Source organism: Streptomyces sp. SUK 48, assembly GCF_009650765.1.
Lineage (GTDB): Bacteria > Actinomycetota > Actinomycetes > Streptomycetales > Streptomycetaceae > Streptomyces.
On sequence record NZ_CP045740.1, the window covers coordinates 5,048,119 to 5,071,135 of the forward strand.

Genomic DNA, 23,017 nt, shown 5'->3' on the forward strand with positions numbered 1-23,017 from the left:
GGGGAATACCGGGCGGTAACTAGGTGGTGGGGATCTTGTACGGGGCCGGGGGCCGCGCGGCAAGGACGTGGGCCCTGGTGGCGAGGGCGCGCGTGGGTTCACTCTCCGGGGGGATGGACAGAGGGCCGGGCCCCGAGATCATGCGGGCGCACCGGGTGAAGTACGACGTACGGGGCTGACATTTACGGGGGGTGGGCAGGGACTCGAAAGGGGACAGCCGCACGTATCCTGAAGCCCCCCGGAACGACCAGGAAAGAGCGGCGAGCATGCGCGTCTACGTCCCCCTGACCCTCCCCGGTCTCGCCGCGGCGCACAGGACGGGCGAGCTGGGGGCGGGCCCCTTCGCCGCGTACGCCGTCACGCCCGCCCTGCGTGCCTGGTACCGCTCCGACGACGTCGAGGAACTCGAGTACGCCGCGCTCGGCCGGGCCGCGCTGGGCTCCCTGCGCCTGCTCGCGGCCGACGGTGACGCACCCCGGCGCCGGATCGTGGTCGCCGTGGACGTGGCCGACGGCGCGGTCGTGGCCGCGGCCGACGGCGGGGCCGAGCCGGGCGAGGTGACCGTGCGGGTGACGGTGCCGCTCGCCAAGGCGGCGGCGGTCCACGCCGACGCCGACGACGCCGGGCCGGACGTGACCGCGGCGGCGCGGGCGCTGGCGGCGGCGGACGGCGGGGACGAGGACGCTCAGGCCGCCGTGGACGAGGCGGAGGACCACGAGCTGCTGTGGTTCGCCACGCAGGAGATCCCCAGCCTCCTCGGGCGGGGCTGACCAGGCAGGACCGGCCGCACCCGGGGCATTGTCAGTGGGGGCGGGTACGGTCTTGGGCATGGGGAAGCACGCACGCGCGCACATCGTCTGGGACTGGAACGGCACGCTGTTCCATGACAACGAGGCGATCATCGAGGCGACCAACGCCGCCTTCGCGGAGCTGGGCCTGGCGCCCGTCACGCTGGAGCAGTACCGCGCGCTGTACTGCGTGCCGGTGCCGAAGTTCTACGAGCGGCTGATGGGGCGGCTGCCGAGCGCGGCCGAGTGGGAGCTGATGGACGGGATATTCCATCAGCGGTACACGGAGCGGCGGGCGCGGTGCGCGCTGGCCGACGGGGCGGCGGAGCTGCTCCGGGGGTGGCGGACGGCGGGGCACAGCCAGTCGCTGCTGAGCATGTACGGACACGAGGAACTGGTGCCGCTCGTGCGGGGGTTCGGGATCGAGGAGCAGTTCGTGCGCGTCGACGGGCGGACGGGGCCGTCCGGCGGGAGCAAGGCGGAGCACATGGTGCGGCATCTGTCGCTGCTCACCGGCGCGGTGGACCCGGGCCGGACGGTGGTCATCGGGGACGCGGCGGACGACGCGGTCGCGGCGAAGCACGTGGGCGCCGGGGCGGTGCTGTACACCGGGGGGTCGCACGGCAGGGCCAGCCTGGAGGAGGCCGGCGTCCCGGTGGTGGACACGCTGGCGGAGGCGGTGGAGGTCGCCCGGCGAATAGCCGGGTGACCGGGCCCGCGCAGGGCGACCGCCCCGCGGCCTCAGCTCACCGGCGCCTTCGCCCGCAGCACCTTGATGAACTCCCGCATCCAGGACGGGTGATCCGGCCAGGCCCGCGCCGAGACCAGCGTGCCGTCCGTCACCGTCTCCGTGTCCTGGAAGCTCGCGCCCGCGGCCTGCATGTCGGGCTCCAGGGCCGGATAGGCCGTGACCCGGCGGCCGCGCAGGGTGTCGATCGCGGCGGTGAGCAGCGGACCGTGGCAGATCTGGGCGACCGGCTTGTCCGCGTCGAAGAACGCCTTGAGGATCTTGCGCAGTTCGGGGTCGTTGCGCAGGTACTCCGGGGCCCGGCCGCCGGGGATCACGAGCGCGGCGTACGCGCCGGGGTCCACCTCGGCGAAGGCGAGGTCGGCCGGCCAGGTGTACCCGGGCTTCTCGGTGTACGTGTCGTAGCCGGGCTCGAAGTCGTGCACCACGAAGCGGAGCGTCTTGCGGGCAGGGGCCGCGATGTCGACGTCGTAGCCCTCCTCGCGCAGGCGCTGGTAGGGGTACATGACCTCCAGGGACTCCGCGGCGTCGCCGGTGACGATGAGGATCTTCGCGGGCATGTCGGCGCTCCTCCGGGACGGACGGGGCCGGACTCCTCGGCCGGTCCCGAGCCACAGCTCTCAGGGTGCGGCGCAAGACGCGGGGCCGCTACCCCACCCCGCCTCCCACCTGGCCGAATCCGGTTACGCCACCCGGGTGGCCTTCGGTGCTGTGCAGAACGTCAAAGTTTGACCCTCTGTTTTGTACACATACGGCTCATGACGGTTCCGGGGTCAGGGGCGATAGCCTTGTGGCGTGATCAGCGCGATAGCTCGCGGGAGCGATCAGGCTCCCGCCCTGCGCCCGGGTTGCACGGAGGACCTCCGTGACCGGGCGGCGGTCGCTGGTCCGCGCGGGCGGGACGGGGGCGCCGCTGCCCCCAGGACGCCGAGGCCGGCCCGGAACACGACGGTGCCGAGAGCAGCGTCACATCCCGTGGTCGTGTCGGAAATGGCCGAATCCCCCCCGCTCATCTCACCTGTCGGCATAGCGTCGGATCGGACCGGAAACTCCGGGCCGTGGCGTCGAGCCGCAGGGGAAGAGCCAGTACTTCCTTCTACGTCACGCAACGGCGCGCGACAGGAGCCAGAGGACAATGCAGACCAAGCTGGACGAAGCCAAGGCCGAGATGCTCGAACGGGCCGCTCGGGTAGCTGAGAACAGCCCGGTCGGGGGGAACCTACCGACCGGGTCGACGGGCGAGGGCTCCCCGGACACCCCGGACAGTGAGTCAACCCTCGCGTTCCTCCAGCGCTACTACCTGCACACCGCGCCGGAAGACCTCGCCGACCGCGACCCGGTGGACACCTTCGGCGCCGCGGTCTCGCACTACCGCCTCGCCGAGAGCCGCCCCCAGGGCACCGCGAACGTCCGGGTGCACACCCCGACGGTCGAGGAGAACGGCTGGACGTGCAGTCACACCGTCGTCGAGGTCGTGACCGACGACATGCCGTTCCTGGTCGACTCCGTCACCAACGAGCTGACCCGGGGCGGGCGCGGCATCCATGTCGTGATCCACCCCCAGTTCGTGGTCCGCCGCGACCTCACCGGCAAGCTGCTGGAGATCCTGCCGACCCCGGCGCCCTCCGCCGAGCTGCCGCACGACGCGCATGTCGAGTCGTGGATCCACGTCGAGATCGACCGCGAGACCGACCGCGCCGACCTCAAGCAGATCACCTCCGACCTGCTGCGCGTCCTGTCCGACGTCCGCGAGGCCGTCGAGGACTGGGACAAGATGCGGGAGGCGGCGGCCCGGGTCGCAGGCGAGCTGGAGAGCGAGCCGGTCCCGGCCGACCTGCCGAAGGCCGAGGTCGAGGAGGCCCGCGAGCTGCTGCGCTGGCTCGCCACCGACCACTTCACCTTCCTGGGCTTCCGCGAGTACGAACTGCGCGGTGACGACACCCTGGCCGCCGTGGCCGGCACCGGCCTCGGCATCCTGCGCTCCGACCCGCAGCACGCCGAGGACGACCAGCACCCGGTCAGCCCCTCCTTCGAGCGGCTGCCGGCCGACGCCCGCGCCAAGGCCCGCGAGCACAAGCTGCTGGTGCTGACCAAGGCGAACAGCCGGGCCACCGTGCACCGGCCGTCGTACCTGGACTACATCGGCGTCAAGAAGTTCGACAAGGACGGCAATGTCGTCGGGGAGCGCCGCTTCCTCGGCCTGTTCTCCTCGGCCGCGTACACCGAGTCGGTGCGCCGCGTCCCGGTCATCCGCCGCAAGGTCGCCGAGGTCCTCGACCGCGCCGGGTTCTCGCCCAACAGCCACGACGGCCGCGATCTGCTCCAGATCCTGGAGACCTACCCGCGCGACGAGCTGTTCCAGACCCCGGCCGCCGAGCTGCAGTCGATCGTCACCAGCGTGCTCTACCTCCAGGAGCGCCGCCGGCTGCGCCTGTACCTGCGCCAGGACGAGTACGGCCGCTACTACTCGGCCCTCGTCTACCTGCCGCGCGACCGCTACACCACCGGCGTGCGCCTGCGGATCATCGACATCCTGAAGGAGGAGCTCGGCGGCACCAACGTCGACTTCACCGCCTGGAACACCGAGTCGATCCTGTCCCGGCTGCACTTCGTCGTCCGCGTCCCGCAGGGCACCGAGCTGCCCGAGCTGTCGGACGCCGACAAGGACCGCATCGAGGCCCGCCTGGTCGAGGCCGCCCGCTCCTGGGTGGACGGATTCGCCGAGGCGCTCAACGCCGAGCTGGGCGAGGAGCGCGCCGCCGAGCTGCTGCGCCGCTACACCAACGCCTTCCCCGAGGGCTACAAGGCCGACCACACCCCGCGCGCGGCCGTGGCCGACCTCGTGCACCTGGAGCGGCTGACCGAGGAGCCGGGCAACGACTTCGCGCTGAGCCTGTACGAGCCGGTCGGCGCCGCCCCCGACGAGCGCCGCTTCAAGATCTACCGCAAGGGCGCCTCCGTCTCCCTGTCCGCCGTGCTGCCGGTCCTCCAGCGCATCGGCGTCGAGGTCGTGGACGAGCGGCCGTACGAGCTGCGCTGCTCGGACCGCACCACCGGCTGGATCTACGACTTCGGTCTGCGCATCCCCAAGGCGGCCGGCGGCGCCGGCGGCGACTACCTGGGCGACGACGGCCGCGAGCGCTTCCAGGAGGCGTTCGCCGCGACCTGGACCGGTCACGCCGAGAACGACGGCTTCAACTCCCTCGTGCTCAGCGCCGGGCTGAACTGGCGCGAGGCGATGGTGCTGCGCGCCTACGCCAAGTACCTGCGCCAGGCCGGTTCGACCTTCTCGCAGGACTACATGGAGGACACCCTCCGCAACAACGTCCACACCACCCGGCTGCTCGTCTCCCTGTTCGAGGCGCGCATGTCGCCGGAGCGGCAGCAGGCCGGCCTGGAGCTGACGGACGCACTGCTGGAGGAGCTGGACGCGGCGCTCGACCAGGTGGCGAGCCTGGACGAGGACCGCATCCTGCGTTCCTTCCTGACCGTCATCAAGGCGACCCTGCGGACCAACTTCTTCCAGCGGCGCCCCGACGGCCACCCTCACGACTACGTGTCGATGAAGTTCGACCCGCAGGCCATCCCGGACCTGCCCGCGCCGCGTCCGGCGTACGAGATCTGGGTGTACTCGCCGCGCGTCGAGGGCGTGCACCTGCGCTTCGGCAAGGTCGCGCGCGGTGGTCTGCGCTGGTCCGACCGGCGTGAGGACTTCCGTACCGAGATCCTCGGCCTGGTCAAGGCGCAGATGGTGAAGAACACCGTCATCGTGCCGGTCGGCGCCAAGGGCGGCTTCGTCGCCAAGCAGCTGCCGGACCCGGCGCTGGACCGGGACGCGTGGCTCGCGGAGGGCGTCGCCAGCTACAAGACGTTCATCTCGGCGCTGCTGGACATCACCGACAACATGGTCGGCGGCGAGGTCGTCCCGCCCAAGGACGTGGTGCGGCACGACGGCGAGGACACCTACCTGGTCGTCGCGGCCGACAAGGGCACCGCCACCTTCTCCGACATCGCCAACGGGGTCGCCGAGAAGTACAACTTCTGGCTCGGCGACGCCTTCGCCTCCGGCGGTTCGGCGGGCTACGACCACAAGGGCATGGGCATCACCGCGCGGGGCGCGTGGGAGTCCGTCAAGCGGCACTTCCGCGAGCTGGGCGTGGACACCCAGTCCGAGGACTTCACGGTCGTCGGCATCGGCGACATGTCCGGTGACGTGTTCGGCAACGGCATGCTGCTGTCCGAGCACATCCGCCTGGTCGCCGCCTTCGACCACCGGCACATCTTCATCGACCCGAACCCGGACGCGGCGACCGGCTACGCCGAGCGCCGCCGCCTGTTCGAGCTGCCCCGCTCCAGCTGGGCCGACTACAACACCGAGCTGCTCTCGGCGGGCGGCGGGATCTTCCCGCGCAGCGCCAAGGCGATCCAGCTCAACGCGCACATCCGCGAGGCCCTCGGCATCGAGGCCAAGGTCGCCAAGATGACCCCGGCCGACCTGATGAAGACGATCCTCGAAGCGCCGGTCGACCTGCTGTGGAACGGCGGCATCGGCACCTACGTGAAGTCGTCCGCCGAGTCGAACGCGGACGTCGGCGACAAGGCCAACGACGCCATCCGCGTCGACGGCGCCGACCTGCGCGTCAAGGTCGTCGGCGAGGGCGGCAACCTGGGCCTGACCCAGCTCGGCCGCATCGAGTTCGCCCACCAGGGCGGCAAGATCAACACCGACGCGATCGACAACAGCGCCGGCGTGGACACCTCCGACCACGAGGTGAACATCAAGATCCTGCTGAACGGCCTGGTCGCGGACGGCGACATGACCGTCAAGCAGCGCAACAAGCTGCTCGCCGGGATGACCGACGAGGTCGGCGCGCTGGTGCTGCGCAACAACTACGCGCAGAACACCGCGCTCGCCAACGCGCTGTTCCAGGCCAAGGACATGCTCCACGCCCAGCAGCGCTTCCTGCGCCACCTGGTGCGCGAGGGTCACCTGGACCGGGCCCTGGAGTTCCTGCCGACCGACCGCCAGATCCGCGAGCGCCTGACCCAGGGCCAGGGCCTGACCGGCCCGGAGACGGCCGTCGTCATGGCGTACACGAAGATCACGGTCGCCGAGGAGCTGCTGGCCACCTCGCTGCCCGACGACCCGTACCTGCGCGGTCTGCTGCACGCGTACTTCCCGTCCGACCTGCGCGAGCGGTTCGCGGAGGCCGTCGACAACCACCCGCTGCGCCGCGAGATCACCACCACGGTGCTGGTCAACGACACGGTCAACACGGGCGGTACGACGTATCTGCACCGGCTGCGCGAGGAGACCGGCGCCTCCCTGGAGGAGATCGTCCGCGCCCAGACCGCGGCCCGCGCGATCTTCCGCTCGGCCCCGGTGTGGGACGCGGTGGAGGCCCTGGACAACCAGGTCGAGGCCGCCGTACAGACCCGCATCCGGCTGCACTCGCGCCGGCTGGTCGAGCGCGGCACCCGCTGGCTGCTCAACAACCGGCCGCAGCCGCTCCAGCTCGCCGAGACGGTGGAGTTCTTCGCCGAGCGCGTCGAGCAGGTCTGGCAGCAGCTGCCCAAGCTGCTGCGCGGCGCGGACCTGGAGTGGTACCAGCACGTGTACGACGAGCTGTCCGCGGCCGGCGTCCCGGACGAACTCGCCACCCGCGTGGCCGGGTTCTCCTCCGCCTTCCCGGCGCTCGACATCGTCTCGGTGGCCGACCGCATGGGCAAGGAGCCGCTGGACGTCGCCGAGGTCTACTACGACCTCGCCGACCGCCTCGGCATCACCCAGCTGATGGACCGCATCATCGAGCTGCCCCGCAACGACCGCTGGCAGTCCATGGCCCGCGCCTCCATCCGCGAGGACCTCTACGCGGCGCACGCGGCGCTCACCGCGGACGTGCTCGCGGCGGGCAACGGCACCTCCTCGCCGGAGCAGCGCTTCGGGGACTGGGAGCAGAAGAACGCCCCGATCCTGGGCCGGGCGCGCACCACCCTGGAGGAGATCCGCGGTTCGGACTCCTTCGACCTCGCCAACCTGTCGGTGGCGATGCGGACGATGCGGACGCTGCTGCGCACGCACTCGTAGCCGTACCGCGCGAGCGGGCGGAACGCCCCGGGCCGATGGAGAATCGGTCCGGGGCGTTCCTTTTCTTGCCGTCCTTTGTACAAAGGAGATAGGCGGATTTACCGTTTCCTGCTTATCGGGGTGTTTCGGATAGGGTCTGCGCTGTAATTACCTGGGCTTCCGCGATTGGGTGTTCCAGCAGAATGCACGCAGCACAGTCCGACCTCGAAGAACAGCTCAGCAGCCCGGAGTCCCCGGGCGGCGGCGCGCGGGTGGCCCGTGCGGTGCCGCAGGTGGCCGCGGTGCTGGTGGTGGCGTTGCTGCTGGCGGTGATCGTCCGGCTGCCGTGGATCGGCGACCTCGGCATGCACGCGGCCACGATCCAGCGGCTCGGCCACGACCTGTCGCACCCCGGCAATCCGCTGGTCGACGCGGACACCCCGAGTCCCTACTACTCGCCCTGGATGCTGCTGCTGGGCGCGCTCGCCAAGGTGAGCGGCCTGTCGGTGTTCGTGGTGCTGCGCATCGGGGCGCTGGCCGGGCTGACCATGCTGGTCACCGGGGTGTGGCGGTACGTCCGCACCCTCAGCGCGCACCGCGCGGCGCCGGCCCTCGCGCTGCTGAGCCTGGTGCTGCTGTGGGGGACGGCCGTCCTCAACTGGAGCGGGTTCATCGGGCTGCACTCGCTCGCCCTGACCATCTCCTACCCGAGCGTGTTCGCGCTCGGTCTGAGCTTCCACTTCTGGGCCTGGCTCACCCGGGCGCTGCGCACGCGGGCGTCCTTCGGCCGGTGGCTGGCCCTCGGGCTGCTGTGGGCGCTGATCCTGCTCTGCCACCAGTTCACGGGCGTCGTCGCCACGCTCGGCGCGCTGGCCATGGTCGTCTCCGCGCGGCCGGACCGGCAGGTGTGGCTGCGGCTCGGGGCCGGGCTGGCGCTCGGCGCGGTGCTGCTGTGGCTCTGGCCGTACTACGACTTCTTCTCGCTGTTCTCCGCCGGGGCGGATCTGGAGGCCATCCACAAGTCGCTCTACCAGCATCTGTTCGCGCGGTTCGGACTGGTGCTGCTGGGGGTGGCGGCGCTGGTGCCGCGGCTGCGGCGCAACCGGTGGGACGCGCTGGCGCTGTTCTTCGCGCTGGGCGTGCTGGTCGTCGCGGCCGGCGGGCTGACCGGGCACTACTCCTGGGGCCGCGCGCTGCCCGCCGCGCTGATCCCGGCGCAGCTCGCGGCCGCGCTGGAGACGGTGTCCGCGGGGCGGCGGACCGTGCGGGCCGGGTGGGCGGCCGTGCTCGGGCTCGCGCTCGCGGTGGGCTTCTGGGGGCAGGCGGGGACGATCGGGTACGCGACGGGGAAGTCCGCGCTGCCGTCGGTGCTCGCGGACAAGTACGAGACGCCGTGGGCCGGCTATCACTGGATCACGCCGTGGGTGCGGTACGGGGACGTGGTGATGGCGCGGACGGTCCCGGCGCGGCAGATTCCCGCGTACGGCGGGTACACCGTGGCGCCGGGGTATCCGGACGTGTTCCTGCGGGACTCCGCGCGGCGCTCCGCCGCGGTGGACCGGTTCTTCGCGGCGGGCACGCCGGCGGCGGAGCGGCGGGGGGTTCTGCGGGAGTACGGGGTGCGATGGGTCGTCGGCCCGGCCGACCTGGCCGGACCCGGCCTGCGGAAGGTGACGACCGGGCCCGCGGACCAGGTCCTGTACCGGGTGGTGCGCTGAGCGCAGCCCCGTAAGGGGCGCGGAGACCGGTGTGGGCGGCCACGACGCAGTCGCAGCCGCCCACAGAAGCCTGCGCCCGACGGCGCTACTTCAGGAGGCTCGCCACCAGCTTGGCCGCCTTGCGGACCCGCGGTCGCGCGACCTTGTGCAGGACCGGGCGGATCACCGCCGTCACCCCCACCGGCTCCCAGCGCAGCTGGAGGCGGCCGGGGTTGCGGCCCTCCGGCTCCACCGTGACCGCGTGCGGCGTGGTGCCGGAGCGGTAGTCGACGCGGGCCGTGGCCGGGGGGAAGTCCAGGGGGGCCAACAGGACCCCGGAGTTCCACAGGCCCTGCTGGTTCAGGCGGACCAGCGGATGGCGGATGCCCTGGAAACCCTGGAGCGGCAGCCGCGCGGCGGAGAGATCCAGCCGGACCGTGCCCTCGAAGACGCCGGGGCTGACCGGGTCGAGCCGGAAGGGCACCGTCATCCGGCGCCCGCCGGGGGAGACGATCAGACCGGCGCGCTGCGGCCCGACCGGGAGCCGCAGCCCGGGGTCGTATGTGCGGACGGCGAGCGTCAGGGTCGCCCCGCCGCCCCGGCCCAGCTCCGTGATCTCGTGCCGGAACTGCGCCGTCGGGAACGGCCGCGTCTCCAGTTCCAGGTCGGCGACGGACAGTTCACGCCGGCCGCGCTCGGTGTCCGGGACGACCCCGCCCCAGTACGGCACGCCCGCCGCGTCCGTGGTGACCTGGCGCGGCGCCACCTCCTGGCCCAGCCCCCGCGCCGCGAGCCGCGCGTCGTCGAGGCGGCCGGAGCGCAGCAGTTCCAGGACCACCCGCTCGGGCCGGGGCAGCCGGGCGAACGCGCCCGGGGCCAGCGTGTCGAGGTAGGGGTTCACGATGTCCGCGAACGCGGCCAGCCACTCCTCGTCCCGGTAGGGCAGATCGCCCGCGTACATCCGGAAGTCGTGCTTGAGGAACTTGAAGTCCTTGTCCTCGCGCAGCCCGGCGTGCCCGCTCTCCACCAGGAAGTCGTCGATGAGCCGCTGCACATGGACCCGGTCGCGCACATTGGTGACCTTGTGCCGCTGGTTGGAGATGGACGCCGAGGCGGCCGCCGCGTACGGGTCGATGTACCAGACGTACACCGGTTCCGGGATGATCGTGAACGCCTTGGCCAGGCAGTACGCCTGGGCCGAGAACAGCTGGTCCTCGTAGTGGATGCCCTCGGGGAAGCGCAGCTCGTGCCGGTCCAGGAAGGAACGCGCGTACATCTTGCTGGTCGACAGGTGCTCGAACAGCAGCCGCGGGTCCGCCTCGATGCCCTCGACCGTGCGCCGCTCGGCGACCAGGTGCGGCATCCACGTCGTACGGCGGCCGTTGTCCACCCGTACCCGGCGCACCGCGCCCATGGTGAAGTCGACCTCGCGCTCGCGGTGCGCGGCCAGCAGCAGTTCCACGGCGTCCGGCGGGAGTTCGTCGTCGCTGTCCAGGAACATCAGATACGGCGCACGGGCGATCTCGATGGCCCGGTTGCGCGGCGCGCTGCACCCGCCGCTGTTCTCCGGCAGCCGCAGATAGCGCACCCGCGCGTCCTCCGCCTCCAGCCGGCGCGCCACCGCGGGCGTGTCGTCGGTGGAGTGGTCGTCGCTGATGACGATCTCGATGTTGGCGTGCGTCTGCGCGCGCAGCGAGGCGACCGCCCGGGGCAGGCGGGCCGCGTCGTTGAACACGATGACGGTGACCGTGACGTCGGGGGTCGTGGCCGGGGTCGTCATGCCGTGGCCTCCTCGGGGGTCGGGGCGGGGGTGCGGTCCTCGATCGGCAGCACCGGGGGCAGGGCGTCCTCCGGCTCGCCCAGGAACACCCGTCGTACGACCCGTTCGGCGGCGCGGCCGTCGTCGTACTCGCAGAACCGGCGCCGGAAGGCGGTGCGGGCCTTGGCCGCGGTCTCGTCGCGCCAGGCGCCGGAGCGGAAGATCTCGGTGAGCTCCTCCTGGGTGCGGGCGACCTGGCCCGGATGGTCGGTCATCAGGTCGAAGTAGACGCCGCGGGTGGTGCGGTAGGTCTCCCAGTCGTCGGCGTAGACGACGATCGGGCGGTCCAGGTTGGCGTAGTCGAACATGATCGACGAGTAGTCCGTGACCAGCGCGTCGGCGGCCAGGCACAGCTCCTCGACGGGGTCGTAGGAGGAGACGTCGATGAGCCGCCCGGAGCGGCGCAGGCCGGTCAGCGGGGAGGTGGCGCCGCCGTAGAAGTAGTGGGCGCGCACCAGCAGGACCGTGTCCTCGCCGAGCCGGTCGGCGAGTTCGGCGAGGTCGAGGCGGGGGTGAAGCCGGCCTCGTAGTCGCGGTGGGTGGGGGCGTAGAGGATCGCCGTCTTGCCGGGGGCGATGCCGAGCCGGGCGCGGGCGGCGCGGACCGCCTCGGCGCCGCTGGTGTAGAAGACGTCGTTGCGTGGATAGCCGTGGTCCAGCGAGGTGTAGCGGGCCGGGTAGGCGCGCTCCCACATCCGGGTGGAGTGGCTGTTGGCGCTGACGCTGTAGTCCCAGCGGTCGATGCGGGCCAGCAGCGCGTCGAAGTCCAGCCCCTTGGCGGCGGCCGGGTGTTCGATCTGGTCCAGGCCCATGCGCTTGAGCGGGGTGCCGTGATGGGTCTGGAGGTGGATCGCGTCGGGCCGCTTGACCACCGCGTTCGGGAAGTTGACGTTGTTGACGAGGTACTTGGCGGTGGCCAGCACCTCCCAGTAGCGGCGGGTGCCGGGCACCACATGGTCGGTGCCGGGCGGCAGCAGGGCCGTGTTGTCCTTGGCCACCACCCACACCGGGTGGATGTGCGGGGCCAGTTCGGCGAGCTTGGCGGCGATCGCGGCCGGGTTGCAGGCCACCCCGCGCTCCCAGTAGGCCGCGAACACCGCGAGATCCGGGTCGACGGGACGGGTCAGGGCGCGCCGGTACTGCTGCTCGCGCAGCTTGGCGCCGACCTGGCGCTTACGGGCGCGTACGGTCTTGCGGGCGGCGCGGCGGGCGCGGTTGGCGGCCTGGAACGCGCGGTACTTCGTGTACGCGCCCTCCTCCAGCAGCGCGTGCCGTACGCCCTCCACGCCCGCCGGGTGCTCGTGGCGCTCGGGGCGCCAGCGCACCGCGGCGAGGGAGGCGCGGCGGAAGAACTCGCGGGCCACCTCGTCGGGCAGGTTCTCGCCGGCGAAGGTGCGCACCAGGTCGCGCATCATCAGGTCGTAGAGCACCACGCGCGGGGCACGGCGGTCGCGGGCCAGCGGCATCAGCGCCTCGTAGCGCTCGACCAGCTCGAAGCGGTCCTCGGGGGTGAGCGGCGGCAGGCTCTCGGGGCGCAGCTCGCGGTTCTCGTACGCCACCTGGTTGAGGCAGGCGACGCGGCCCGCGCACAGCAGGGCGGCGCGGGCGGCGCGCGGCTCGTCGTCGGTGGTCAGCCGCTCCTCGTGGGCCGCCCAGAACTCCCTGCGCAGGGCGCGGTTGCCGAGCAGCGGGGTCATCCGCAGCAGGTCGACGGCCTCGTCCAGGGGGAGGGCGGCGCGGCCGACGGCGGCGAGGAAGCGGCCGTCGCGGGACGGCCGGGCGGCGGCCTGCCAGGTGGTGGTGAGGTGGTCGAGGAGGAGGACGTCCACGGAGTCGTCCAGCTCGGCGGCGCGCTCGGCGATCAGCCGGGGCGCGCCGGCCGGCAGACCGTCCTTGGCGTGCACGAAGTGCAGCCAGCGGCCCGTGGCGCGGGCGGCGCCCGCGGCCCGGGCGGCCGCGTCGGTGGTGCCGTCGGGCAGCGGGACCACGACGGTGTCCGGGGCATGGCCCTCGGCCGTCTCGCGGGCCCAGTCACCGACCGCGGCGACCACGATCTCGGCGTCGGACAGGGGGTGCGCTTCCAGGGAGTCGAGCAGTTCCGTCAGATGCCCCTGCGCGTTGGGTCCGTAGACGATGACGCTGAGTTGGGGCATCGCGATGGACTCCTTCGGGTCGTAGGTGGAGGATCACCCTTCATAACATACTGTCACTAAGCGGATGAAAGGGATGAACACGTTCGGGGTAAGAGGAAGGGGACCCGGGTGTTAGACAGACGTCCCGGGTCCCTGGTTGCCCTCTCGGACACCTTCATGTGGTGAGGGGTTTGTGAGCGTGTTACGCGGCCTTCTTCGGGGCCGGGTTCTTCGCGGTCTTGTTCGACTTGTCGCCGGTGAACGCCTCGTACTCCTTGAGGACGTCCTCGGTGGGGCCGTCCAGGCGCAGCTCGCCGCGCTCCAGCCACAGCGTCCGCTCGCAGGTGTCGCGGATCGAGGTGTTGTTGTGGCTGACCAGGAAGACGGTGCCCGCCGTCTCGCGCAGCTCGCGGATCCGCTCCTCCGAACGCACCTGGAACCTGCGGTCGCCGGTGGCCAGGGCCTCGTCGATCAGCAGGACGTCGTGGTCCTTGGCGGCGGCGATGGAGAAGCGCAGCCGGGCGGCCATACCAGAGGAGTACGTGCGCATCGGCAGGGTGATGAAGTCGCCCTTCTCGTTGATCCCGGAGAAGTCGACGATGCCCTGATAGCGCTCCCTGACCTGCTCGCGGGTCATGCCCATGGCGAGGCCGCCGAGGTAGACGTTGCGCTCGCCGGTGAGGTCGTTCATCAGCGCCGCGTTGACGCCGAGGAGGGAGGGCTGGCCGTGGGTGTAGATGTGGCCGTTCTCCACCGGCAGCAGGCCGGCGACGGCCTTGAGCAGGGTGGACTTGCCGGAGCCGTTGGTGCCGATGAGACCGATCGCCTCGCCCTTGTAGGCGACGAACGACACCTTCTTCACCGCGTGCACCCGGCGCACGCCGGCGGCCTGCTCGGCCTGCTTGCGGCGCATGATGCGGTTGAGGGCGGCGGTGGCGGAACCGCGGCCCGAGCCGGTGCCGTTGATCCGGTAGACGATGTCGACGCTGTCGGCGACGACGGTGGGGATCCGCTCGCTCTGCATGGTCTGCCCGGTCTGCTCGGTCCGATGAGTGGTCTGCTCAGGCTGATCGGTGGTGGTCCGCTGGTTCTGCTCGCTCTGCTCAGCCACGGCCGTACGTCTCCTCAGCCTTCCAGAAGTAGATGAAGCCGCCGACGCCCGCGAGCAGGGCCCAGCCGATGGCGATCGGCCACACGTGCGGGGGCAGCTGCTTGGAGTGGAAGCTGTCGATCAGCGCGAAGCGCATGAGGTCGATGTAGACCGCGGCCGGGTTGGTCTGGAGCAGGACCGTGACGGTGTGCGGCAGGTGGTCGTTCTTGGTGAGCTTCTCGATGCTCCACATCACGCCGGACACGTACATCCAGGTGCGCAGGATGAACGGCATCAGCTGGGCGATGTCCGGGGTCTTGGCACCCCAGCGCGCCATGATCATCGCCACGCCGGCGTTGAAGGTGAACTGGAGGACCAGGGCGGGGATCACCAGCAGCCAGGAGGCGCTGACCGGCACGCCGAAGCAGAGCAGGATGACGACCAGGGCGGCCATCGAGAACAGCAGCTGCTGGAGCTGCTGGATGCAGAAGGAGATCGGCAGGGCGGCGCGCGGGAAGTGCAGGGCGCGCACCAGGCCGAGGTTGCCGGAGATCGCCCGGGTGCCGACCTGGATCGAGCTCTGCGTGAACGTCCACACGAACACGCCGGTGACCAGGAAGGGGATGTAGTCCGGGACGCCCTTCTTGGTGCCGAGCAGGACACCGAAGATGAAGTAGTAGACCGCCGCGTTCAGCAGCGGGGTCATGACCTGCCAGATCTGGCCCAGCTTCGCCTCGCTGTACTGCGCGGTGAGCTTGGCGGTGGCGAAGGCGGTGATGAAGTGGCGCCGGTCCCACAGCTGGCGGACGTACTCCGGCAGGGAGGGACGGGCGCCGCTCACCGACAGGCCGTGCCGGGCGGCCAGCGCCTTGAGGTCGTCGGCCGGGGCCTGGATCGGGGGCGGTGTGTCGAGGACCTGGCTCACATCCGCTGCTTTCGCTCGGGGGGAGGGGGGTGCCACGGCTCCGACTGTGTCGGGAACCAGGGCGGGCCGGTCCCGTCGTCCGGCATTTCCTTACGTTTCTCTTCACGTTCTCTTACGACGGGACGGGACCGTATCGTCGCAACGTGAGCGTAGAACCAATCGACGTCGCAACGCAACCGTTTCGTCGTCACGCCCTATGCTGGGTGCCATGACCACGAACGCCGCCGGGACCGCCGCCGAACCGCCGCAGCGCGCGCGCCGCCGCACTCCTGCCGGGGCCGCGGTGCTGCGCCCGGATGTGACCGAGGCCATCCGGGCGGCCGTCTTCGAGGAACTGGCCGCGGTCGGTTACGCGCGGATGAGCATCGAGGGCATCGCGCGCCGGGCGGGGGTCGGCAAGACGGCGGTGTACCGGCGCTGGCGCTCCAAGCTGCACCTGGTGCTCGACGTCGTCTCCGCGATGGCGGTGCTGGGCCTGCCGGTGCCGGACACGGGCTCCCTGGAGGGCGACCTGCGGCTGCTCTACGAGGTGACCTCGCGCGCCCTGCGCCACCCCGTGGCCTCCCAGATCATCCCCGACCTCCAGGCCGAGGCGGCCCGCAACCCCGAGATCGCCGAGGCGTTCCAGAAGGCCCTGCGGGACGGTCAGGAGGGCGTGGCCAGCAAGGTCGTCGCGGCGGCGGCGGCGCGCGGCGAAGTCGCCCCCGACCTCGACCCCGACCTCGCCCTCGACCTCATCTCCGGCCCGCTGTACTGGCGCTCGGTGGTCATCCGCTCCCCGAAGCCGCCGAAGGGGTATCTGGAGAGGCTGGCACGGGCGACGGCGGGGGCGTTGAAGGCGTTGTGAGGGGGGCGCGGCCGGCGTACGGCGCGCCGCCCCCCTGCGGCGTGGCCCCGCTCAGTCCTTCAGCATCTTGTCGCGGACCGGGATCCACTCCAGGGCCGAGCGGATGCCCTCCTCCAGGGAGAGGGCCGGGGTCCAGCCCAGCAGGCGGGACGCGCGGTCGCTCGTGGTGTAGCCGCCGGCCACGTCGCCCGGGCGGGGGTCCGTGTCGATCGTGGCCAGGGGCGTGCTCACCACGTTGTCGAAGGCCGCGCAGAGCTCGCGGACCGTCGTACCGGACCCGGTGCCCAGGTTGATCGCGATCGACGGCGACGACGCGGTGAGGATCGAGTCGAAACGCTCGATCGCCGCGATGTGCGCCGCCGCGAGGTCCCAGACGTGGACGTAGTCGCGGATGCCCGTGCCGTCGCGGGTCGGGTAGTTCACACCGGTGACCGGGAACGGCTTCCCCGCCTGGTGGGCCTGGATCAGCATGCCCAGCGCGTGCGTGGGCCGCTTGAGCTGGAGGCCGGTGCGCAGCAGCGGATCGGCGCCGACCGGGTTGAAGTAGCGCAGCGACAGCACCCGCAGCTGCCCGGCCGCCGCGATGTCCGCGAACATCTCCTCGCACACGGCCTTGGTCCGCGCGTACGGGCTCTGCGGCGCCAGCGGCGAGTCCTCGGTGACGGGCGAGCCGTCCGCGGCCCGGTAGATGGACGCCGAGCTGCTGAAGACGAGGCGGTCGCACCCGTTGCGGCGCAGATGCCCGACGAAGGCCAGGCTCTTCGTGACGTTCGCCTCGTAGTAGCCGATCGGGTCCGCCACCGACTCCGGCACCACGATCAGCGCCGCGCAGTGCACCACCGCGGAGATGTCCGGGTGCTCGGCGAAGATCCGGTCGACCAGGGCGCCGTCGGCGATGTCGCCCTCGTAGAAGATCCGCCCGTCGGTGAACTCGGCCCGGCCGCGGACCAGGCTGTCGAGGATCACCGGGGTGATCCCCGCGTCCAGACAGGCCGACGCGACGGTGCTTCCGATGTAACCCGCTCCACCGGCGATAAGGACAGACACGTTGATTCTCTTCCCGGTCTCGTTCCAGACCCAGTAGTTCCAGACGGCCAGCACTTGCGGACACAGTAAGGGCAGGCGGCCCGCCGCCCGTCAGCGCAGCAGCCGTCGCAGCCGACCGCGCAGTATCCGGGCGAGCCCGCGCACCCCCGTCGCCACGCGCAGCGCCAGCGCGCCGGAGTGCGTCGCGTACGGCTGTACGAGCAGCACGCCGTGCCGGAGGCCGGGCACGACCCGCCGGCGGAGCCGTCCCGCGCCCGCGCGGGCGCTCGCGGTGACCTCGCGCTGCGCGCCGTTCGCGCAGCGCACGGTCAGCCGCAGGTCCCAGACGCCCGCGCCCAGCGCGCCGACGTCCAGGGGCAGTTCGGCCGACCAGAGGTCCGGGCCCGCGGGGGCGAGGGCGGCCGTCGCGCGCCCCCGGACCCGCGCGTCGTCCCGGGACTCCCAGCGCACGTCCACCTCGCACGGCCCCGCCTGTGCCACCCTGCCGTACAGCTCGTGCAGCCGCAGCGTGAGGGTGCCGGTGCCCGCGCGCGGGCGCGCCTCCGCGTCCAGCGCGAGGGGGAGCGACTCGACGGGGCTGGTCAGGAAGGGGGCGAGGGACACCTGCGGGAGGTCCGCGGACCAGACCGGGGCGCCGTCGGGGGTGCGGGCGTACGGCGGGAGCAGCCGGCCCGGATGCGCGGCCAGGTCCCGCAGCCGGGGCAGATCGCGCGGCTCGGGCGACTCCAGGAGCAGCCGGCCCAGCAGCCGGCCGGGCGCGGCCGGGTCCTGCTCCCAGTCGGCGGCGTCGTAGCGCCCGAGGTACGCGCGGGTGTGCGTCCACCACGCGCGCCGGTACTCCGCGTCGCGCAGGCCCAGTTCGCGCGCGTACATCCGCACGTCGTGGTCGAGGAACTTGGCCCGCGCCGCCCGTGCCAGCTCCTTCTGGCCGGCGGCCAGCAGAATGTCGTACGCCAGCGCGCACGCCCGCGTGCGCGCCTCCCAGTTGTCGATGTGCCCCCGGTCGAGCGAGAGCGACAGCCGTTCGGCGGCGCGGCGCACGTGCCAGACGTAGACCCGGTCCGGCACCAGCGCGATCCGCGGGCCCGCGGCCAGCACCCGGGCGGTGAAGACGAAGTCCTCGTAGAGGAAGCGGCCTTCGGGGAAGCGGATGCCGTGCTCGCGCAGGAAGTCGGTGCGGTACAGCTTGTTGACGCACAGCGTGTCGTGGACCAGGCGCGGGCGCTGGGCGGGGCGCGCGAGGACGGAGTGCGCCGTGTAGAGGGTCTCCTGCCAGGGCTGTTCACGCCCCGAGGGCAGCTCCCGGCGCACGCACAGCCCGCTCGCCACCGCGGCGCCCGCCCCCTCGGCGGCGGTCAGCAGCGCGTCCACCGCGCCCGGCGGCAGCACGTCGTCGCTGTCCAGGAACATCACGTACGGCGCCGTCACCGCGTCGATCCCGGTGTTGCGCGGGCTGCCGCAGCCACCGCTGTTGACGTCCCGCCGGATCACCCGCACCCGGGCGTCGCCGGCGGCCATCCGGTCGAGCAGCTCGGGGCTGCCGTCCGTGGAGCGGTCGTCCACCGCGACGACCTCCGCGACCGAGGGTCCCTGCGCGAGCGCCGAGCGCACCGCGTCGGCCACATGGGCGCGGTCGTTGTAACCGATCACGACGACAGCGACGGCGCCGGTGCGTGGCGCGCTCTGTGGGGTCTGTGTGTTCTCTGACTGGGCGGGCGAGTCGGGAAGCATGGGGTCCACAGGCCGGGAGCGTAGAAATGTTCGGTAATACGCTGTTAAGAGAGGCTTAGCGCTCGGTTTGGTAGACGGTCGGAATCGGGGCAAGGTTGTGTTCTTTGCTCACCCTTTACCACCGGCGCGGCCGTGGCCCGCCACAGCCTGACGAAGGACAGCACCGCCGCGGCCGTCAGCAGCCCGTTGCGCCCCAGCATCAGCAGACAGCCGGGCCAACTGCCCCCGATCACCAGCGCGTAGCACAGCGGGTACACCACCGTGCTCAGCGCGGACGCGGCCAGGACCAGCACCGCCACCGGGCGCTGGCCGGTGTGCCGCGAGACCAGGCACACCGCGGCGAGCCCCAGCAGCCAGACCATGTACTGCGGGCTGATCACCCGGCTGGTCACCGTGAACAGCAGTACCGCGCACAGCGCCGCGTCGGCCGCCGTCGCCTCGGTCCAGCGCCGCGCCCGCACCCGCCACAGCACCAGCAGCCCGAACGCGGCCGCCGTCAGCGCGAGGGACACGGCGGCGACGAGGGGCACGTACGGACCCACCAACTCGATCGCGCCGTACTGGTAACGGGGCCGGCCGGACCACCCCGCGTGCCGGGCGAGGTTGAGCGCGGTGCCGCCCAGCGACTCGATCTGCACCCCGCGCCCGCCCTGCTCCGCCAGGAAGGACAGCGGATGCCGGAACGCCAGGGACAGCAGCCCGAGTACGACGGCTCCGGCGCCCGCCGCCCACGTCCACGCGCCGCGCGTCGCCGCGCCCCGGGGCGTGCCCAGCAGCACCAGCGCGGGCCAGCCCTTCACCAGCGCGCCGAGCGCCCCGAGCACACCGCCCGCGCGCGGGGAGCGCGCCAGCGTCAGCAGGGAGAGGACCGCGAGGGCGGTGACCTGGACGTCGTACCGCGCGAGCGGCAGATGCAGCAGCAGCGGGAGCCCGCCCGTCCACAGCGCCGCGCCGAGCAGACTGCGCCCCGGCCGCCGCCCCGCGCGCACCAGCGCCACCTCGATCAGCGCGTCCGCGGCCAGCGTGAGCGCCACGAACGCCTGCACGTACGACAGCCCCGGCACCAGCCCCGGCGCCAGCAGTACCGCGCCCGCGCCCGGCGGGTACTGCCACAGCGTGTCGTGCACCGGGTACGACCCCTGTTCGAGCACGCCGTACCAGTGGAAGTACAGCCGCCCCACCTCCCGCGCCACCGAACCGCCGCTGAGCAGCGGCGAACTGTCGTGCGCGAGCAGCCACAGCATCGACGCCCGGGTGGCGAGCCAGCCGACGGCGAGCCTGAGGACGGGGTCGTGGGTGACACGGGGACCGTTCATCGCGTTGGAGCCTAAGCCGGGTGGATGGAGTATCGGCGGCGATACGCCGCAATCACCCACAAACATCGTCTCATCGCAAAAGATCGGGCCGTGGTGAACGTCGGGCTCCCCGTGGAAGCTGTCGAAGCCGTGCCGGCGCCGTCGCGGAAGCCGCCCGGGGCACGGGCGCCGCGCGCGGCCGTGGCGGGGGTGCCCGCGGCGGTGATGCTGGCGCTCGGGCTGTGGGGGCTGGACCGGGGCGGGATGTGGCGGGACGAGGCGGTCTCGTTCCAGGTCGCGGGGCGGACCGTGCCGCAGATCTGGCGGCTCGTGCACGGGGTCGACGCGGTGCACGGCCTCTACTACGTCGTCATGCACGCCGTGCTCGCCCTGCGCGCCGACGAGGTGGTGCTGCGCCTGCCGTCGGTCGCCGGGGCCGTGGCGACCGCGGCGCTGGTGGCCGAGGTGGGGGCGCGGCTGGCCCGGCCGCGGGTGGGGCTCTGGGCGGGGCTGCTCTACGCCGTGAACCCGATGGCCGGCCACTACGCGCAGGAGGGCCGCTCCTACGCGCTCGTCGCGGCCGGGGTCATGGGCGCGACGCTGCTCCTGCTGCGCGGGGCGGAGCGCGGGACGTGGTGGGCGTACGGCCTCGTCCTCGCGGTCACCTGCTGGCTGCACGAGTTCGCGGTGCTGGTGGTGGCGGCCCACGGGGTGTCGCTGGCGCTGGCCCGGGTGCGGGGGCGGGTGTGGCTCGGGTGGGGATGCGCGGCCGGCGCGGTCCTGCTCTCGCTGCTGCCGATGGTGGTGGTGTCACGGGCGCAGGCGGCCCAGGTGGCGTGGCTGCGCAGGCCGACGCCGGAGACGGTGGCCGGGCTCGCGCGTCAGTTCTTCGGAGCGTCGGACGGCGTCTACTGGGTCTGCCTGGGGCTCGCGGTGGTGGGGCTGGCGGCGGGGGCGGCCGGGTGGCGGGGGCCGCGGCGGGGGGAGTTCGCGCTCGCGGGGGTGGCGGCGCCGTTGACGGTGGTGCCGCCCGCGGCGCTGATGCTGGTCTCGCAGTCCTCGCCGCCGCTGTACGTCGACCGGTACGTGCTGTACGCGCTGGCGGGGGCGCCGCTGCTGGTGGCGGCGGGGGGCGAGTGGGTGGCGGGGGCCGTGGGGCGCCTGGGGCGTCTGGAGTGTCTGCGGCGTCTGGGACGTCTGAGGTGTCTGGGACGTCTGGGGTATCTGGGACGTCTGCGGTGGCTGGGATGCCTTCGGCCCCGCCGGGCGCACTCCGGCACCCTCCTCGGTCTCCTCGCCGTCGCCCTCGTCCCCCTCCAGCAGTTCCCCCTCCTCCAGCAGGACCGCGACCCCGCCCGGCGCCCCGACGACCTCGCGGCGATCGCGCGGGCGGCGGCGCACGGGGTGCGGAAGGGGGACGCGGTGCTGTACCTGCCGGCGTACACGCGCAACACCGAGCTGGCGTACCCGGAGGCGTTTCGCGGGACGCGGGATCTCGTGCTCGCGCGGGCCGGGGGCGTGTCGGGGACCCTGTACGGGGTGGAGGTCCCGGCCCCGGAGGTGCGCAGCCGGGTGGCGGGGGTGCGGCGGGTGTGGGTCGTCGCCGACCGGTCCGTACTGGCGGGGCGGTGGACGCCGCGCGACCCCGGCGAACGGGCCGAACTGGACGTGCTCCGGCGGGAGTTCACCGTGCGCGGCGAGGCCGTGCGCGGGCGCACCGTCGTACGGCTCTACGCGCGGCCGCTCAGTCCCGCGGAGCTTCGGCCTCCGTCGCTGCCGCCGCGTCCAGTGCGCTGGTGAGCCGGTCGAGGCGGGCGCGCAGCTCGGCGATCTCGGCACGGTCGAAACCGGTGGAGCGGATGATGCGGCGCGGCACCTCCAGGGCCCGCTCGCGCAGGGCCGAGCCCTCCTCGGTGAGCAGGACCCGCACCGAGCGCTCGTCCTGGACGCTGCGCTCCCGGCGCACCAGGCCCGCCGTCTCCAGCCGTTTGACCAGCGGGGACAGCGTGCCGGAGTCGAGCCGCAGCTGTTCGCCGAGCTTCTTGACCGGCAGCTCGCCCTGTTCCCAGAGGACCAGCATCACCAGGTACTGCGGGTAGGTGAGGCCGAGGTCCTTGAGGACCACGCGGTAGACGCCGTTGAAGGCGCGGGACGCGGCGTGCAGCGAGAAGCAGATCTGGTTGTCCAGGTGGAGCCAGTCCGTCTCGGTCTCGGCGGGAGAAGCGGTCATGGGTCCAGGGTAGCTCTTCGTCCGGCATTTGATTGTGCGCAACTAAATTGTGTGCTCTACTTGTGGCAGCAGGATCGCAACGAAGCGATACGACGCAGGACACATCGAGAGGGATGGTTTCGTCATGGACGCGCTCTACACCGCCGTCGCCACCGCCACCCACGGCCGTGAGGGCCGTGCCGTCTCCTCCGACGGCAAGGTCGACGTCAAGCTGGCCCCGCCGGTGGAGCTGGGCGGCAACGGCGAGGGCACCAACCCCGAGCAGCTCTTCGCCGCCGGTTACGCGGCCTGCTTCGGCGGCGCCCTCGGTGTCGTCGGCCGCAAGGAGAAGGTGGACGTCACCGACGCCGCCGTCACCGCCGAGGTCGGCATCGGCAAGGTCGGCGAGGGCTTCGGCCTGAAGGTCACCCTGCGCGTCGAGCTGCCCGAGAGCGTGGACCAGGAGACCGGCCGCAAGCTCGTCGAGGCCGCCCACCAGGTCTGCCCCTACTCCAACGCGACCCGCGGCAACATCGAGGTCGACCTCGTCGTCGAGTAGGTCGGAAAGCTCGACCAGCTCGACCAGGACCGCGCAGGTCCCGTAGCCGCCGTACCGGCCGTGG

General features: G+C 72.3%; 15 protein-coding genes and 1 pseudogene. 7 read left to right on the forward strand and 9 right to left on the reverse strand.

The genetic code is table 11. The features are described 5' to 3' along the window. Window positions 1-266: 266 nt before the first annotated feature. A complete protein-coding gene (locus tag GHR20_RS22130) occupies window positions 267-770 on the forward strand; it encodes a hypothetical protein (RefSeq protein WP_111584337.1) in 504 nt (167 codons plus the stop codon). 58 nt (window positions 771-828) lie between these two features. After that, on the forward strand, window positions 829-1,497 hold the full coding sequence (locus GHR20_RS22135) for an HAD family hydrolase (RefSeq protein ID WP_111584338.1): 669 nt from the start codon (window positions 829-831) through the stop codon (window positions 1,495-1,497). Window positions 1,498-1,529: 32 nt separating this feature from the next. On the opposite strand, the gene GHR20_RS22140 is transcribed toward GHR20_RS22135, so the two are convergent. After that, window positions 1,530-2,096: a DJ-1/PfpI family protein gene (locus tag GHR20_RS22140; protein WP_111584339.1), complete on the reverse strand. Its 567-nt coding sequence runs from the start codon at window positions 2,094-2,096 to the stop codon at window positions 1,530-1,532. 575 nt (window positions 2,097-2,671) lie between these two features. On the opposite strand from GHR20_RS22140, the gene GHR20_RS22145 reads away from it, so the two are divergent. After that, window positions 2,672-7,624: an NAD-glutamate dehydrogenase gene (locus GHR20_RS22145; protein ID WP_153814159.1), complete on the forward strand. Its 4,953-nt coding sequence runs from the start codon at window positions 2,672-2,674 to the stop codon at window positions 7,622-7,624. A gap of 182 nt (window positions 7,625-7,806) precedes the next feature. Further along, window positions 7,807-9,321, forward strand: a complete 1,515-nt coding sequence (locus GHR20_RS22150) for a hypothetical protein (RefSeq protein ID WP_243878106.1) — start codon at window positions 7,807-7,809, stop codon at window positions 9,319-9,321. Window positions 9,322-9,406: 85 nt separating this feature from the next. Here GHR20_RS22150 and GHR20_RS22155 read toward each other — a convergent pair whose 3' ends face one another. The 4 genes and pseudogenes from GHR20_RS22155 to GHR20_RS22170 all read right to left on the reverse strand — a co-directional run bounded on the left by GHR20_RS22155 (window position 9,407) and on the right by GHR20_RS22170 (window position 15,265). Then, window positions 9,407-11,080 carry a glycosyltransferase family 2 protein gene (locus GHR20_RS22155; RefSeq protein ID WP_153814160.1) on the reverse strand — a complete coding sequence of 558 codons (1,674 nt, stop codon included), beginning with the start codon at window positions 11,078-11,080 and terminating at the stop codon, window positions 9,407-9,409. Then, window positions 11,077-13,271: pseudogene (locus tag GHR20_RS22160) on the reverse strand (CDP-glycerol glycerophosphotransferase family protein). The gene GHR20_RS22155 and the pseudogene GHR20_RS22160 overlap by 4 nt, the downstream one beginning before the upstream one ends. 181 nt (window positions 13,272-13,452) lie before the next feature. Next, complete coding sequence (locus GHR20_RS22165; RefSeq protein WP_148024696.1) at window positions 13,453-14,274, reverse strand: ABC transporter ATP-binding protein; 822 nt, start codon at window positions 14,272-14,274, stop codon at window positions 13,453-13,455. A 79-nt stretch (window positions 14,275-14,353) separates the two neighbouring features. Beyond that, window positions 14,354-15,265 carry an ABC transporter permease gene (locus tag GHR20_RS22170; RefSeq protein ID WP_148024597.1) on the reverse strand — a complete coding sequence of 304 codons (912 nt, stop codon included), beginning with the start codon at window positions 15,263-15,265 and terminating at the stop codon, window positions 14,354-14,356. A gap of 208 nt (window positions 15,266-15,473) precedes the next feature. Here GHR20_RS22170 and GHR20_RS22175 point away from each other — a divergent pair, with 208 nt between their 5' ends. Beyond that, window positions 15,474-16,112: a TetR/AcrR family transcriptional regulator gene (locus GHR20_RS22175; RefSeq protein WP_111584568.1), complete on the forward strand. Its 639-nt coding sequence runs from the start codon at window positions 15,474-15,476 to the stop codon at window positions 16,110-16,112. A 51-nt stretch (window positions 16,113-16,163) separates the two neighbouring features. Here the strand turns inward: GHR20_RS22175 and galE are convergent, their stop codons facing one another. From galE to GHR20_RS22190, 3 genes are all read right to left on the reverse strand, one after another. Beyond that, on the reverse strand, window positions 16,164-17,159 hold the full coding sequence (gene galE, locus GHR20_RS22180) for a UDP-glucose 4-epimerase GalE (protein ID WP_111584567.1): 996 nt from the start codon (window positions 17,157-17,159) through the stop codon (window positions 16,164-16,166). A gap of 90 nt (window positions 17,160-17,249) precedes the next feature. Next, window positions 17,250-18,890: a glycosyltransferase family A protein gene (locus GHR20_RS22185; RefSeq protein ID WP_153816092.1), complete on the reverse strand. Its 1,641-nt coding sequence runs from the start codon at window positions 18,888-18,890 to the stop codon at window positions 17,250-17,252. Between the two features lie 44 nt (window positions 18,891-18,934). Then, window positions 18,935-20,206, reverse strand: coding sequence for a glycosyltransferase 87 family protein (locus GHR20_RS22190; protein ID WP_153814161.1), 1,272 nt, complete (start codon window positions 20,204-20,206; stop codon window positions 18,935-18,937). A 111-nt stretch (window positions 20,207-20,317) separates the two neighbouring features. On the opposite strand from GHR20_RS22190, the gene GHR20_RS22195 reads away from it, so the two are divergent. Then, the gene (locus tag GHR20_RS22195; protein WP_243878107.1) at window positions 20,318-21,985 is read left to right on the forward strand and encodes a glycosyltransferase family 39 protein; all 1,668 of its coding nucleotides are present in this window, start codon (window positions 20,318-20,320) and stop codon (window positions 21,983-21,985) included. Here the strand turns inward: GHR20_RS22195 and GHR20_RS22200 are convergent. After that, entirely contained in the window at window positions 21,930-22,415 is a 486-nt protein-coding gene (locus GHR20_RS22200) for a MarR family transcriptional regulator (RefSeq protein WP_111584346.1), read from the reverse strand. The two genes, GHR20_RS22195 and GHR20_RS22200, sit on opposite strands and share 56 nt — an antisense overlap. Window positions 22,416-22,539: 124 nt before the next feature. Between GHR20_RS22200 and GHR20_RS22205 the strand changes: the two genes are divergently transcribed. After that, window positions 22,540-22,953 carry an organic hydroperoxide resistance protein gene (locus GHR20_RS22205; protein WP_111584347.1) on the forward strand — a complete coding sequence of 138 codons (414 nt, stop codon included), beginning with the start codon at window positions 22,540-22,542 and terminating at the stop codon, window positions 22,951-22,953. Window positions 22,954-23,017 lie beyond the last annotated feature (64 nt).

Bases quoted from the DNA above. Each gene is read 5' to 3' on its own strand.
- GHR20_RS22130 (WP_111584337.1), top strand. From the start codon at position 267: ATGCGCGTCTACGTCCCCCTGACCCTCCCCGGTCTCGCCGCGGCGCAC.
- GHR20_RS22135 (WP_111584338.1), top strand. From the start codon at position 829: ATGGGGAAGCACGCACGCGCGCACATCGTCTGGGACTGGAACGGCACG.
- GHR20_RS22140 (WP_111584339.1), bottom strand. From the start codon at position 2,096: ATGCCCGCGAAGATCCTCATCGTCACCGGCGACGCCGCGGAGTCCCTG.
- GHR20_RS22145 (WP_153814159.1), top strand. From the start codon at position 2,672: ATGCAGACCAAGCTGGACGAAGCCAAGGCCGAGATGCTCGAACGGGCC.
- GHR20_RS22150 (WP_243878106.1), top strand. From the start codon at position 7,807: ATGCACGCAGCACAGTCCGACCTCGAAGAACAGCTCAGCAGCCCGGAG.
- GHR20_RS22155 (WP_153814160.1), bottom strand. From the start codon at position 11,080: ATGACGACCCCGGCCACGACCCCCGACGTCACGGTCACCGTCATCGTG.
- GHR20_RS22165 (WP_148024696.1), bottom strand. From the start codon at position 14,274: ATGCAGAGCGAGCGGATCCCCACCGTCGTCGCCGACAGCGTCGACATC.
- GHR20_RS22175 (WP_111584568.1), top strand. From the start codon at position 15,474: ATGACCACGAACGCCGCCGGGACCGCCGCCGAACCGCCGCAGCGCGCG.
- GHR20_RS22185 (WP_153816092.1), bottom strand. From the start codon at position 18,890: ATGCTTCCCGACTCGCCCGCCCAGTCAGAGAACACACAGACCCCACAG.
- GHR20_RS22190 (WP_153814161.1), bottom strand. From the start codon at position 20,206: ATGAACGGTCCCCGTGTCACCCACGACCCCGTCCTCAGGCTCGCCGTC.
- GHR20_RS22200 (WP_111584346.1), bottom strand. From the start codon at position 22,415: ATGACCGCTTCTCCCGCCGAGACCGAGACGGACTGGCTCCACCTGGAC.
- GHR20_RS22205 (WP_111584347.1), top strand. From the start codon at position 22,540: ATGGACGCGCTCTACACCGCCGTCGCCACCGCCACCCACGGCCGTGAG.